Genomic DNA, 13513 nt, shown 5'->3' on the forward strand with positions numbered 1-13513 from the left:
GGGGAACAGTGGCGCGGTGTCACGGTTTTTCTGTGCATCACAGGAAGACGCACTCGACACGCGTGGTTGAATGCGTGCTGGTGGGGTAACGCCCGGCAGAGATCATTCGCGTTTTTCGCGGTTCGGCGCTGGAGGACTAGTGGACTTGAAGCTTGATCATTACACCGAGGGCGACACCGAGATCGTCGTCGTTGAGGGTGAGATCGATGTCTATACCGCGCCCCGGCTCCGCGAGCTGCTGATCGACCTGGTCAACAAGGGCAACTTCCATCTCGTGGTCAACATGGAGAAGGTGGAGTTCCTGGACTCGACGGGCCTCGGTGTGCTCGTGGGCGGGCTCAAGCGCGTCCGGGCCCACGACGGGACCCTCGACCTGGTCTGCACCCAGGAGCGCATCCTGAAGATCTTCCGGATCACCGGTCTGACCAAGGTCTTCGGTATCCACGACTCGGTGCAGGAAGCCATCGACAAGCGTTCCGCGAAGTAGCCCCGAGCGAGCGATGGCAACCATCACGCTCACGATCAGCGCGCTCCCCGCTCACGTGCGCACGGCACGGCTCATGGCCGCGACCGTGGCACGGCGGGCGGGTATCGCCGCCTCAGCGATCGACGAGATCAGGCTGGCGGTCGGTGAGGCGTGTTCCAGGGCGGTGGCGGCACACAAGCTGCACTGTCCGACACAGCCGATCCTGCTCCAGCTGATCGACGGCAGCGGGCCTGATCCGGCGTCGGAGTCCCGCACCGACGCCACGAGCAGCATCCTGCGCGCCAACGGGAGCGCGACGCAACGTTTCGAGGTCGTCGTCTCCGACCGTGCCCCCGCCAAGGACACGGAGGAGCCCACCAACCCGTCCCTGCTCGACGGGCTCTTCCTGGACGGTGAGGACACCCCTCCCGGCGGGATCTCCGGGTTCTCCCCGGGGCTGGGCCTGGCGGTCATCACGGGCCTGGCCGACGAGGTGAAGATCGACCCCAGCGACCGGGGGACCGTGGTGCGGATGAGCTGGCCGCTGGCCACGGAGCACTCGCCCGACCCGAGTTCCAACTAGGACCGGGCCCGGACCGGATGCCCGACGCTCACGAGGGCGCCTCCCTGCGGGGAGGCGCCCTCGGTGCGTACCGGGGTCCGAAGACGGGCAGCACGGTGCCGACCGTGCCCGTGGGCCCCCTGTACATCCAGTCAACCGCCTCACGCAGGCCCCGCAAAGCCCCGGAACCGGCCTGTGGACGACGGGAGGCCCCGGTCAGTCGCAGGCCTGGGAGGAGACCTGCCCGCTGTTCTCCAGGCCGCTCCGGGCGTTCTCCGCGACCTCGTCGGCGGTGAGCACGTAGCCCGTCTCGGGCTCGTTCGTGGCGGCGGCGAAGACCACCCCGTACACGGTGCCGTCCGGCGACAGCAGCGGGCCGCCGGAGTTGCCCGGGCGCACCACGGCGCGCACCTGGTAGATCTCCCGGCTCACCTGCTGCGAGTGGTAGAAGTCCGGCCCCTGCGCCGTCTGGCGGGCCCGTACGCGCGCGGGGACGGCCGTGAAGCCGCTGTTGCGCGGGAAGCCCGCCACGACCGCGTCACCGCCCTGCGGGGCCTCGTGGTCGAACTCCAGCGGCTCCAGGTCCAGCCCCGGCACGTGCAGCACGGCCAGGTCCTGCTGCGGGTCGAAGAGCACCAGCGTGGCTTCGAGCTGGTAGCCCTCCCGGGTGACCACCCGCAGGTCGTCGGTGACCCCGGCGACCACGTGCGCGTTGGTCATGATCCGGTCCTCCGCGTACGCGAAGCCGGTCCCCTCCACCCGGCGCTGGCAGGAGGGCGCGGTGCCCAGCACCTTCACCACGCTGCGGCTCGACTCGATCAGCTCCGGGGTGGTGAGCACGTCCGGGTCCGGCGGTGCCACCTCGGCCAGCTCACCGGTGCCCAGGCCGCTGAACACCTGCGGGAAGGCGCTCTGGTCCACGATCCGGCGGAACGTGGAGAACCCGTTGTGGGCGGCCTCGGGCATCAGCGTGTCCACCGAGTGGAGGATGCGCGAGTCCCTGACCTGGCCCGCGACGAACGGCAGCGCCGAGTTGGCGACCGTGCTGCCGATGAACCAGGCCACCAGCAGCACCGACAGTCCGCTGATCACGGCACCGCCGATGGCGTCCAGGACCCGGGCCGAGTCCCACGTCACCTTGTTGCGGACGAAGGTGCCCAGGTAGGAGAGCAGGAACTGGCCGAGCGCCGCGGACAGGAACACCACGGCGATCGCCAGCAGCGCCTGCCTGCCGGGGTCGTCCACCCACTCCTGGATGAGTTCCGGGGCCGTCAGGGCGGCGAGGACGCCCCCTCCGACGAAGCCCACGAAGCTGAAGACACCGACGATGAAACCCTGTCGGTACCCCGTCACCGCGAACAGCAGCAGCAGGACGACCAGGATCACGTCGAGCACATTGCCCTCCAAGAGTGAGCGCTAACCGACCGGCCGCAGGCCCTGCGGGGTTGCTTCGAACACATCGGTGAGACCCTCGTCGCGCCAGGGAAGTTCCCAGCCGCCCAGGGCGAGCAGGCTGTCGACCACCGCGCCGGTGAAGCCCCACACGAGCATGCCCTCCACCCGGAAGCCGGGGCCCCAGTGGGGCCCGCCCCCGTAGCGCACCTTGACCCGGTTGGCCGGGTCGGCGAGGTCGGCGACGGGCACGCGGGAGACCGCGGCGACCTCGCCCAGGTCGGTCGGCCGCACCTCGCTGGGCTCGCGCCACCAGCCCAGGACGGGCGCCACCCGGAAGTCGCTGAAGCTCAGGTACAGCTCGGGGAGGCGGCCGACGACGTCGACCCCCTCGGGGAGGAGGCCGGTCTCCTCCGCGGCCTCGCGCAGCGCCGCGGCCTCCGGGGAGGCGTCGGAGGGCTCGATCCGGCCGCCGGGGAAGGCGGGTTGTCCGGCGTGGCGGCGCAGGCCCTCGCTGCGCTGGATGAGGAGGAGGTCGGGTCCCCGCGGCCCCTCTCCGAAGAGGACGAGGACGGCGGACTCGCGTCCTCCCTCGGCGGGCGGCCGCATGGGCGGCGGCACGGTCATCGTCTCGGCGGCGTCCGCGAGCGCGGCCAGCCAGAGCGGGATCGAGTTCATGCGGGAACCTGTTCCGGGAGTCGTCGCGCCGTCGGTGGGTCGGGGGCCGTGCGCCGGGCCTCTCGCGGGGCGGTGTGGCCCGCGCCCGGGGGAGCGCCGCGCGAGGGAGCGCGTTGCTCCTGGGGAGTCGTCACGTCGTCGGACCTTCCCCGGCGCCGACGGGCGGGGGTACCGCCGTCACACGGGGCGCCGCGGACAGGGATGCCCGCGACGGGGCCGATGCGCGCACACTCACGTGATCAGGGTACAAACCCCCGGCACCCGAATCTCAGGAGAAGGAGCGCATCCGCAACAGCTTGGTGGCGGTGGCGGTGTCCGTGGGCCCCTCGCCGAAGGAGGGGCACAGGCGGGCCAGTCCGCAGGCCCCGCACGCGGGCCTGCGGGAGTGGCAGACCCGGCGGCCGTGCCAGATGACGCGGTGGGAGAGCATCGTCCAGTCCCGGCGCGGGAAGAGCGCGCCGATCTCGTGCTCGACCTTCACCGGATCCTCCTCGTCGGTCCACCCGAAGCGGCGGACGAGCCGCCCGAAATGGGTGTCGACGGTGATGCCGGGCACATCGAAGGCGTTACCGAGCAGTACGTTTGCGGTCTTTCGTCCTACACCGGGTAGTTTGACCAGGTCGGAGAGTTTCCTCGGAACCTCTCCACCGTGCCGTTCGCACAGCTCCTGCCCGAGCCCGATGAGGCTGTTGGCCTTGGCCCGGAAGAAGCCGGTCGAGCGGATCATCTCCTCCAGCTCCTCCCGCCGCGCCGAGGCGTAGCCCTCCGCGTCGGGGTAACGGGCGAAGAGGGCGGGGGTGACCTGGTTGACCCGCTTGTCCGTGCACTGGGCGGACAGGATCGTCGCGACCAGCAGTTCCAGGGGGGTCGTGAAGTTCAGTTCGCAGTGGGCGTCCGGGTACAGCTCGATGAGATCCCGGTACATCCGGCGGGCACGGCGGACCAGCGCGAGCCGGCTCTCACCGGTGGGCGTGGTCGTCGGCTCGGTCGCGTCTGGTGTGTCACGGGGCATCATCACAGGGTAGGCGTCCCGGTGACGCGGCGTACCGCGGCCCCGCGGCCGTGCTCGCGCGGCCGCCGGAAGCGGGACCGCGCCACCGCCGGCGAACGGGGCTATGTAACCAATGTCCGGTGGCGCGGCGCGGACAGCCCTGGTACAGAACTGAGGACGGCTAGGATCGCAGGGGCTGACGTCGGCTGTTGTGGGCAGTTGTCTCTCGGCGGACAAGCCGGGATCACGACCTGGTTTCACACCCGGGTGCGATATACGTCACACTGTTGGCGGTCAGGTTTTAGGAGGACGTGTGGTGGACGAGATCAATGAGGTGCTGCGGAAGGCCCCTCTGTTCGAGGCGCTGGACGAGGAGGACACGGCCGCACTCCGCTCATCGGTGAACGAGGTGCGTCTCGGCCGCGGCCAGACCCTGTTCAGCGAGGGCGACGAGGGCGACCGCCTGTACGTCATCCTCAGCGGGAAGGTGAAGCTGACCCGCACGGCCGTGGACGGCCGCGAGAACCTGCTCGGGGTGCTCGGCCCCAGCGAGATGTTCGGCGAGCTGTCGCTGTTCGACCCGCGCCCGCGCACCGCGAGCGCCGTGGCGGTCACCGACTCGGTGCTCGCTGGTCTGGGCCACGACGACCTGCGCCCGTTCCTGTCCAGCCGCCCGCAGGTGTCGCTCCAGCTGCTCAAGGCGCTGGCCGCACGCCTGCGCCGGACCAACGACGTGATGGCCGACCTCGTCTTCACCGACGTTCCCGGCCGCGTCGCCAAGGCGCTGCTGGAACTGGCCGACAAGTTCGGCAAGGAGGGCGAGGACGGGCTGCACGTCCACCACGACCTCACTCAGGAGGAGCTCGCCCAGCTGGTCGGCGCCTCCCGCGAGACGGTCAACAAGGCCCTCGCCGAGTTCGCCCTGCGCGGCTGGCTGCGGATCGAGGCCAAGGCCGTCGTCCTGCTCGACGTCGAGCGGATGCGCCGCCGCGCCCGCTAGGCCGTGTTCCTCAGGCGGGGACTCCCGGGCCTGAACGCTGTGTGGCCGCTCCCCCGGCGGGGTGGGCGGCCACAGCCGTGTCCGGAGCCGTCCGCGCCGGGTTCCCGGCGCCCCGGGGTCCGGGAGGCCGCCGAGCCCCGGGGACGGGGGAGCGCTTGCCGACTAGGGTCTGTTCTTTTGAACCGGTCTCAGCTGTGGGGGGTTGGTTCGGGCGCCCACGGGGTTCTGGAGGTGGCGGAGGCGGGTTTCCGTGGGGGACTGCGCCGTAGGCGTCGGTTGAGGTGGTGGCGGGCGACGGGTGGGCACGGGCGAACCCGCCGGAGACACCGAAGGTTCCCGTGCTCCGGGCGTCCGAACACGGACCGAAGCGGAGCGGAGGTCCAGAAAAAACTGTCTAGGCCTCGACGTCCTCGGGCAGCTCCCCGCGCGCCGAGAGGTAGCGCAGCTGGGCGCGCACCGACGAGGCCGCGGCGAACCGGATCTGCTCGGTGACGTCGGGGTAGACCCGGTCGACGATCTGCTCGACCCCGGTCGCCCCCGCGCGCACCGCGTCCAGGACCTGCCCCAGGCGCGACTCGCGGTGGTCGACGTAGGAGTCCAGCACCGTCGACGGGGACGTGATGATCGGGCCGTGGCCGGGCAGCAGGGTGCGCACGTCGTGCTCTCGCACGAGGGCGCGCAGCCGGTACAGCGACTCCATGTAGGGGCCCAGACCGTCGTCGCCGTCGATCACCGTGGTGCCGTGGCCCAGGACCGTGTCGCCGGTCAGGATGGTGTTGTCGGCCTCCACCATCAGGCAGACGGAGTCCTCCGTGTGTCCGGGGGTGGCGATCACCCGCACCCGCAGGCCGTCGGCCTCCAGGACCTCGCCGTCGGACAGACCGCGTCCGCCGACCCTGGTCCCGGGGTCGACCGCGTGCACGGGGGCGCCGGTCAGCTCCGAGAAGTACCGAGCGCCCTCCCCGTGGTCGGGGTGGCGGTGGGTCACCACGGCCATCAGGACCTGGGCGCCCTGCTCCTGCACGGTCCGCGCCACGCGCTCCAGGTGGCGCTCGTCGTGGGGGCCGGGGTCGACGACCACGACCCCGCGCGCGCCCGGCTCCCGCAGGATCCAGGTGTTGGTGCCCTCCAGCGTCATCGGGCCGGGATTGGGGCACAGCACGCAGCTGGCGCGCAGTGTCCCGGAACCGTCGATCCTCATCGCACCTCGCTTCGCTCGCCGAGCCGGACCGGGGAGCGGCCGGGGCCTCCGGCACGCGGCCCGCGCCTCGGCGGCCCCTCAGGGAGTCGCGTCGGGCTTCGGCAGGGGGTAGTCCACCCCGTTCGGCGCGACGACGCGCGTCTGGCCGCCGATCTCCCGGACAACCGGCTCAATGGGGACGATATCCCGTCGTGCCTCCCGCACTCCCCGGAGGGTCCGGCAGTCCGCGAGTTCGGCGCAGGCCGCGACCGTGGGCGGCAGCATCGGCATCCGCCCCGCCTCCCACTCGCCGCGGACCTCGGCGGGGTCGGTCCACCGGGTGAGGTCGGCCTCCCCGCCCACGTCGCGCGCGACCTGCCCCGGCGGGAGTTCGGCCGCGAAGAACCAGGTGTCGTAGCGGCGCGGCTCGGCCCTCGGGGTGATCCAGCGCGACCACGCGCGCAGCCACTCCGAGCGGAGCACGAGGCCGCGCCGGGACAGGACCTCGGTGAAGGAGCGGGAGCGGTCGATCAGCCCCAGCCGGTCCCGTTCCCAGTCCTCGGAGGAGGTGTCGAGGGTGATGGGCTCCCCGCCCGCGCGCCCGGGTTCGCTGGCCAGCAGGACGCCCGTCTCCTCGAAGGTCTCCCGGACCGCGGCGCACACCAGCGCCCGGGCCATGCGCACGTCGGTGCCCAGCGTGCGCGCCCACTCCCCGAGGCCGGGGCCGGTCCAGGGCAGGTCGCCGTCGGCGTCGCGCGCGTCCACCCCGCCGCCGGGGAAGACGAAGGCGCCCGGGGCGAACCCCATGGAACGGACCCTGCGCATGAGCAGGACCTCCATGGGGCCGCCCGCGCCCCCGTCCCGGACACCGCCGCGCGCACGCAGGAGCATGACCGTGGCGGCCGGGCGGGGTGCGACGGCACCGTCGGGCGCGGAGCCGCTCGGCGCCGCGCCCTCGCGCGAGGTGCCGTCCCGCACGGTGCCGTCGCCTGCCGGGTCGTCGCGCATCGGCGTACCCTCCTCCTCGGGGACAGAGCGCCGCGAAACGAGGGTCACCGCCCCGGAAGAGGGCGAACCGCTCAGCGGACCTCGACGATCATCTCAACCTCGACCGGCGCGTCCAACGGCAGGGCCGCCACGCCCACGGCGGCGCGCGCGTGCACACCGGCGTCGCCGAAGACCTCGGCCAGCAGGTCACTGGCCCCGTTCACCACGCCGGGCTGTCCCGTGAAGTCGGGGGTGCTGGCCACGAAGCCGCCCACCTTCACCACGCGGACCACGCCGGACAGCTCACCGATCTCGGCGCGCACCGCGGCGACCGCGTTCAGCGCGCACCGCGCGGCCAGCTCCTTGGCCGTCTCCGGAGTGACCTCGGCGCCGACCTTGCCCGTGGCGGGGAGCTCTCCGTCCACGAACGGCAGCTGACCGGACACGTAGACGTGGTTCCCGCTGCGTACCGCGGGCGTGTACGACGCGACCGGCGCGACCACCTCGGGCAGGGTCAGACCCAGTTCGGCGATCCGCTCCTCGGGGGTGGCCATCACAGCTGCCGCTTCATGTAGGCGACGTACTGCTGGTTGCGGGGGTCGGTGCCCTCCGGCAGCGGGGCTGGCACGACGGAGACGAGCTCCCAGCCGTCGGCGCCCCAGTTGTCCAGGATCTGCTTGGTGGCGTGCGACAGCAGCGCCACCGTCTGGTACTCCCACTTGCTCATGCGTCCCTCACCCTTGTTCGCTCACCGGCGACCCGCCCCACGGCGGGGCGCCGCACGTCAACGCCGCCACCTTACTCATCCGCGTGCCCTCCCGTGCCCACCGCGGCACCGCTCCCGGCCCCGCTTGGAGCACCCGCATAGACTGCCTGGAGTGAGCGAGAGCGAGCACGGACCGAAGCCTCCGGGGGAGGCCTGCGCGGGAGCACGACTGCACATCGTCACCGGCAAGGGCGGGACCGGCAAGACCACGGCGGCCGCCGCGCTGGCGCTGGCGCTGGCCTCCGGCGGCGCGAGGGTGCTGCTGGTCGAGGTGGAGGGCCGCCAGGGCTTCTCCACCCTCCTCGGCAGCCCGCCGCTGCCCTACGAGGAGCGGGAGATGATGGCCGCGCCCGGCGGCGGCAGCGTGAGCGTGCTGGCCGCCGACGCCGAGGCGGCGCTGCTGGAGTACCTGGAGATGTTCTACGGGATGCGCCGGGCGGGCCAGGCGCTGAACCGGCTGGGTGCCGTGGACTTCGCCACCACCATCGCCCCCGGGCTGCGCGACGTCCTGCTCACCGGCAAGGCCACCGAGGCGGTGCGGCGCCGCCGGGGCGGTCGCCGCCGGGGCGCCGAGAGCGCGCCGACGGCCCCCTTCCACTACGACGCGGTGGTGATGGACGCGCCGCCCACCGGCCGGATCGCCCAGTTCCTCAACGTGAACTCCGAGGTGGCGGGTCTGGCCCGCGTGGGGCCGATCCGCAACCACGCCGACCGGGTCATGGAGGTCATCCGCTCGGGGCAGACCCGGGTGCACTTCGTGTCCCTGCTGGAGGAGATGCCCGTCCAGGAGACACGGGACGGGATCGCCGAGGTCGGCGGGCTGGGCCTCAACGTGGGCGCGGTGCTGGTGAACATGGTGCGGCGGCCGCTGCTGGACGAGGCCGACCTGGCCGCCGCCGCGGAGGGGGAGACGGACCTGGACGCGCTGGCCGCCGGGCTGAAGGAGGCGCGTCTGGAGGACGCGCGCGAACTCGCGGCGGCGCTGGCCGGAGAACTGCGGGCCCACGCGCTGCGGGTGCGGCTGGAGCGCCGGATGCGCTCGGACCTGGAGGGACTGGGCCGCCCGCTGCTGGAACTGCCTCTGCTGGAGGGCGGTGTGGACCGCGCCGCGCTGGACTCCCTGGCGCGGCTGCTGGTCGAGCAGGGGGTACGGCTGTGAACGCGGTGGTGGATGCCGGGCGCCTGGACGTGGACGCCCTCGTGGACGATCCCGGTACGCGGATCATCGTGTGCTGCGGCGCGGGCGGGGTCGGCAAGACCACGACGGCCGCGGCGCTGGGGCTGCGCGCCGCCGAGCGCGGGCGGCGGGCCGTGGTGATCACCGTGGATCCGGCGCGGCGGCTGGCCCAGTCCCTCGGGCTGGAGTCGCTGGACGACACACCGCGCCCGGTCCCGCTGTCCGAGGGCGCCGGCGGCAGCCTGCACGCGATGATGCTCGACATGAAGCGGACCTTCGACGAGGTCGTCAGGGAGCACGCGGACCCCGAACGGGCCCGGCAGATCCTGGCCAACCCCTTCTACCAGACCCTCTCCACGAGCTTCTCGGGCACGCAGGAGTACATGGCCATGGAGAAGCTGGGCCAGCTGCGCCAGTCGGGGGACTGGGACCTGATCGTGGTGGACACCCCGCCCAGCCGGTCCGCGCTGGACTTCCTGGACGCGCCCAAGCGGCTCGGCCGCTTCCTGGACGGGCGCCTGATCCGCTTCCTGAGCGCCCCGGCCAGCACGGGGGCGTTCCGGCTGCTCGGCGCCGGGTTCAACCTGGTGACCTCGGCGGTCAGCAAGGTCGTGGGCGCCCAGCTCCTCGACGACCTGCGGTCCTTCGTCGCCGCGTTCGACACGGTGTTCGGCGGTTTCCAGAAGCGCGCGGAGCGTACCTACCGGCTGCTCCAGGCACCGGGAACGGCCTTCGTGGTGGTGGCCGTGCCTGACACGGACGCGATGCGCGAGGCGGCCTACTTCGTGGAGCGGCTGGCCACCGACGCCATGCCGCTGGCCGGGCTGGTGGTCAACCGGACGCATCCGCTGCCCGAGGGGGCGGGCGGGGCCCTGGACGTGCGCGAGGCGGTCGCCGCGGCGGAGGCGCTGGAGCGCTCGGGCACGCGGACGCCCGCCTCGGCGGCCCTGCGGCTGCACGCGGAGAGGGTCCGCACGCGCGGGCGCGAGGTCCGGCTGCGGGACGCGCTGCTGGCGGCGCACGGCGGTGTGCGCGTGGCCGAGGTGGCCGCCCTGCCGGAGGACGTGCACGACCTGGCGGGGCTGCGCGACGTCGGCGAGGAGCTGGCGGGCCGGGGCCGGTAGGGCGCTGCCGGCGCTCAGGCCGCCGAGGTGCCCTCGGCGTGCTCGGCGGCGTAGCTGGCGAGGTCGACGTCACCCTCCCTGAGGGCCTCCTCCAGGAGCGGGCCCCAGCTGGTGACGCCGGGGTGCTTGCGCAGCAGGGCGCGTCGCTCGCGTTCGGTCATGCCGCCCCAGACGCCGAACTCGACCCGGTTGTCGAGGGCGTCGGTCAGGCAGTCGGTGCGTACCGGGCACTCCTGGCAGATGAGTTTGGCGCGGTGCTGCGCCGCGCCCTGGACGAACAGCGCGTCGGGGTCCACCCGTCGGCACAGCGCCCTGGTCGTCCACTGGTCGGTCCACATGCCTCTACTCCCCTGTGCGCACCCGGTCCCCGCGCCAGCCGGCCCGGACCCGGACCCGGGGCACGCGTGTGCACCGGCCGGAGGGACCGTGGGCTCCCGCTGCCGCGTGGGGTGCGGTGGTCGACGCCCACCCCTGTTGCCTAGAAGTTACGGATTCGTTCGCCTCGCCAACAGAACCCGATGGACCCCCTCCACGTCTCACCAATATGGCCCGCTCGGGCCATTGCGTGGGGGCCCGACGGCTCTCCGCATCGGACGGGGCGGGCGTGCCGCGCCGCCGAACCGGTCAGTGCCCGGCCGGCGATAGGCATGAAAAGATGGCATGGGGGCACAGCCCGCGGCACGCGGGTCATTTCCGCGCGTTCGCGCACTATCCGTTCCACATCGGACCACTTCGCACGTACGTGGTCACCTAGTCTGATGGGGTGGGTCAGGGGACATTGCTTCAAAGAATCAGCCAACTGGTCGTCGTCGGCGTCGTCGCTGGGCTCCTCGTCGCCGCGCTCGCGCTCCCGGCCGTCGGGGGCCTGGGCATCACGGCGCGCAACGTGGCCAGCGGCTTCCTGGAGATGCCCAGCAATCTGGAGACTCCGCCGCCTCCTCAGAGATCGACGATCTATGACAGCGAGGGCGGCGTCATCGCGGAGATCTTCGACCAGAACCGCGAACTCGTCGAAATCGAGGACGTCTCGCCGGTCATGATCGACGCGATCCTCGCCATCGAGGACGCCCACTTCTACGAGCACGGCGGCATGGACGTGTCGGGCACGCTGCGCGCCGCGCTCCGCACGCTCAACGGCGACACCCAGGGCGCGTCCTCCATCACCCAGCAGTACGTCAAGAACGTCCAGATCGAGGCGGCCACCACCCAGGAGGAACTGGAGGAGGCCTCCGAGACGACGATCGCCCGCAAGATCCGGGAGCTGCGCTACGCCGTCGCCCTGGAACAGCGGATGACCAAGGACGAGATCCTCGAGGGCTACCTCAACATCGCCTACTTCAGCGACGGCGCCTACGGGGTCGAGTCCGCCGCGCAGCACTTCTTCCAGGTGCCCGCCAGCGACCTGGAGCTGCACCAGGCCGCCACCATCGCGGGCCTGGTCCGCTACCCCTACCTCTACAACCCCCGTTTCTTCCCCGAGCAGACCACCGACCGCCGCAACGTCGTGCTCGACCGCATGGTGGCCACCGACGCCATCACCGAGGCGGAGGCCGAGGAGGCCAAGCAGGTCCCGATGGAGGTGGAGGTCTCCACCCCGCCCAACGGCTGCGTGCCCAGCGACCAGCCGTTCTTCTGCGACTACGTGGTCCAGGAGATCGAGAAGGACGAGCGCTTCGGCCAGAACGAGACCGAGCGGGCGCGCTGGCTGCGCACCGCCGGACTCCAGATCCACACCACGCTCGACCCGCAGACCCAGGTGTCGGCGCAGGAGGCCGTGGACGAGTGGGTCCCGCGCGAGAACGAGTCCCGCAAGGTGGCCGCCGAGGTGGTCATCCAGCCGGGCACCGGCCACATCCTGGGCATGGTGCAGAGCCGCAACTACGGGCCCGACGAGAGCAAGCTCGGCGAGACCTCCATCAACTTCGCCACCGACGCGGACCGGGGCGGCAGCAGCGGCTTCCAGGCGGGTTCCACGTTCAAGGCGTTCACCCTGGCGGCGGCGCTGGCCGAGGGGATGCCGTTCGGCACCTCGTTCAACTCACCGGCCAGTGTGACCGTCTCCGGGCAGCGCAGCTGTAACGGCGGCACCCTGAGTCCCTGGTCGCCCAGCAACTCCGGTGACACCAACTCCAACACCACGCACAACATGATGACCGGGACGAGGGCCTCGTCCAACACCTACTTCGCGCAGCTCCAGGCGCGGGTGGGCATCTGCGACGTGATGGAGATGACCGAGGACCTGGGACTGCGGCGCGCGGACGGCACGCTGTTCACCGAGAACGAGCGGACGCTGGCCAACAGCAGCTTCACCCTGGGCAGCGAGGAGGTCTCCCCGCTGCGGGTGGCCAACGCCTACTCGGTCTTCGCCTCGGGCGGGATCCTGTGCGAGCCGCAGGCCATCACCAAGATCATCGACCAGCACGCGCACGAGACGATCGAGATCGAGCCCGAGTGCGAGCGGGTGCTCGACGAGGAGGTGGCCGACGGGGTCAGCTACCTGCTGGAGCAGCCCTTCAACGGCGGCACCGCGGCCTCCCTGAACATCGGCCGTCCGGCGGCGGGCAAGACCGGTACCACCGACGGCTCGGCCGCGGCCTGGTTCGCCGGGTTCACCCCGCAGATGGCCGGTGCGGTCTTCGTGGGCGACCCGCGCGGCCCGCAGCAGTACCCGCTGCGCAACGTCACCATCGGCGACCGCTACTTCCCGGTGGTGTACGGGGCGACGATCCCGGGCCCGATCTGGGAGGAGACCATGATCGGCGCCCACGAGGGCCTGGACGTCGAGCAGCTGCCGGCGGCCCCGTCGCAGTTCGGCTCGACGTCGGCCCCGCGCACGGACGAGGACGCCAGCCCGGCCAGTGACGACGGCGGCGTGCCGGACGTGCTCGGCCGGTCCGAGGCGGACGCGGTGAGCACCCTGGAGGCCGCGGGCTACACGGTGAACGTGTCCTCCACCCGGGTCCGCTCCCCCGAGCCCGAGGGCACGGTGGCCGCGGTCAACCCGGATCCGGGGACGCGGCTGCCGGAGGGGGCCACGGTCAACGTGTTCCTCAGCAGCGGCGGCGGAACCGCCAGCGGGCCGGAGGAGGACGAGGACTGGTTCCCGGTCGCGCCCGCGTCGAACTCCCCCGGCCGGGAGGACGACTGAGGCCTGACACGTGAGAGGGGCGGCGGTGCGTGCACCGCCGCC

General features: G+C 72.2%; 14 protein-coding genes. 6 read left to right on the forward strand and 8 right to left on the reverse strand.

The genetic code is table 11. The features are described from left to right. The first annotated feature begins 139 nt into the window (after positions 1-139). Positions 140-487, forward strand: coding sequence for an STAS domain-containing protein (locus HGB44_RS28110; RefSeq protein WP_013156307.1), 348 nt, complete (start codon positions 140-142; stop codon positions 485-487). 13 nt (positions 488-500) lie between these two features. After that, entirely contained in the window at positions 501-1049 is a 549-nt protein-coding gene (locus HGB44_RS28115; RefSeq protein WP_017568447.1) for an ATP-binding protein, read from the forward strand. A 195-nt stretch (positions 1050-1244) separates the two neighbouring features. Here HGB44_RS28115 and HGB44_RS28120 read toward each other — a convergent pair whose 3' ends face one another. From HGB44_RS28120 to nth, 3 genes are all read right to left on the reverse strand, one after another. Beyond that, complete coding sequence (locus HGB44_RS28120) at positions 1245-2423, reverse strand: MarP family serine protease (protein WP_061083173.1); 1179 nt, start codon at positions 2421-2423, stop codon at positions 1245-1247. A 21-nt stretch (positions 2424-2444) separates the two neighbouring features. Then, complete coding sequence (locus tag HGB44_RS28125; protein ID WP_061083174.1) at positions 2445-3098, reverse strand: NUDIX hydrolase; 654 nt, start codon at positions 3096-3098, stop codon at positions 2445-2447. Between the two features lie 268 nt (positions 3099-3366). Continuing rightward, entirely contained in the window at positions 3367-4113 is a 747-nt protein-coding gene (gene nth / locus HGB44_RS28130; protein ID WP_210752279.1) for an endonuclease III, read from the reverse strand. A 289-nt stretch (positions 4114-4402) separates the two neighbouring features. Between nth and HGB44_RS28135 the strand changes: the two genes are divergently transcribed. Further along, positions 4403-5089: a Crp/Fnr family transcriptional regulator gene (locus HGB44_RS28135; protein ID WP_013156302.1), complete on the forward strand. Its 687-nt coding sequence runs from the start codon at positions 4403-4405 to the stop codon at positions 5087-5089. A 394-nt stretch (positions 5090-5483) separates the two neighbouring features. On the opposite strand, the gene HGB44_RS28140 is transcribed toward HGB44_RS28135, so the two are convergent. The 4 genes from HGB44_RS28140 to HGB44_RS28155 form a co-directional block, all read right to left on the reverse strand. Next, positions 5484-6290 carry an MBL fold metallo-hydrolase gene (locus HGB44_RS28140; protein WP_061083175.1) on the reverse strand — a complete coding sequence of 269 codons (807 nt, stop codon included), beginning with the start codon at positions 6288-6290 and terminating at the stop codon, positions 5484-5486. Between the two features lie 78 nt (positions 6291-6368). Next, positions 6369-7277, reverse strand: coding sequence for an NUDIX hydrolase (locus HGB44_RS28145; protein ID WP_061083176.1), 909 nt, complete (start codon positions 7275-7277; stop codon positions 6369-6371). A gap of 71 nt (positions 7278-7348) precedes the next feature. Further along, on the reverse strand, positions 7349-7810 hold the full coding sequence (locus HGB44_RS28150; RefSeq protein WP_061083177.1) for a RidA family protein: 462 nt from the start codon (positions 7808-7810) through the stop codon (positions 7349-7351). Beyond that, the gene (locus HGB44_RS28155) at positions 7810-7983 is read right to left on the reverse strand and encodes a DUF4177 domain-containing protein (RefSeq protein ID WP_082768610.1); all 174 of its coding nucleotides are present in this window, start codon (positions 7981-7983) and stop codon (positions 7810-7812) included. The genes HGB44_RS28150 and HGB44_RS28155 overlap by 1 nt, the downstream gene beginning before the upstream one ends. Positions 7984-8134: 151 nt before the next feature. Here HGB44_RS28155 and HGB44_RS28160 point away from each other — a divergent pair, with 151 nt between their 5' ends. Continuing rightward, positions 8135-9181: an ArsA-related P-loop ATPase gene (locus HGB44_RS28160; protein WP_061083178.1), complete on the forward strand. Its 1047-nt coding sequence runs from the start codon at positions 8135-8137 to the stop codon at positions 9179-9181. Continuing rightward, positions 9178-10323, forward strand: coding sequence for an ArsA family ATPase (locus tag HGB44_RS28165; protein WP_061083179.1), 1146 nt, complete (start codon positions 9178-9180; stop codon positions 10321-10323). The genes HGB44_RS28160 and HGB44_RS28165 overlap by 4 nt, the downstream gene beginning before the upstream one ends. Positions 10324-10337: 14 nt before the next feature. Here the strand turns inward: HGB44_RS28165 and HGB44_RS28170 are convergent, their stop codons facing one another. Continuing rightward, positions 10338-10661 carry a WhiB family transcriptional regulator gene (locus HGB44_RS28170; RefSeq protein WP_061083180.1) on the reverse strand — a complete coding sequence of 108 codons (324 nt, stop codon included), beginning with the start codon at positions 10659-10661 and terminating at the stop codon, positions 10338-10340. A gap of 440 nt (positions 10662-11101) precedes the next feature. Here HGB44_RS28170 and HGB44_RS28175 point away from each other — a divergent pair, with 440 nt between their 5' ends. Continuing rightward, on the forward strand, positions 11102-13471 hold the full coding sequence (locus HGB44_RS28175; RefSeq protein ID WP_061082868.1) for a penicillin-binding protein: 2370 nt from the start codon (positions 11102-11104) through the stop codon (positions 13469-13471). Positions 13472-13513 lie beyond the last annotated feature (42 nt).

Origin of the sequence: Nocardiopsis alborubida (assembly GCF_012396365.1) — a bacterium.
In the GTDB taxonomy this organism is placed as follows: domain Bacteria; phylum Actinomycetota; class Actinomycetes; order Streptosporangiales; family Streptosporangiaceae; genus Nocardiopsis; species Nocardiopsis alborubida.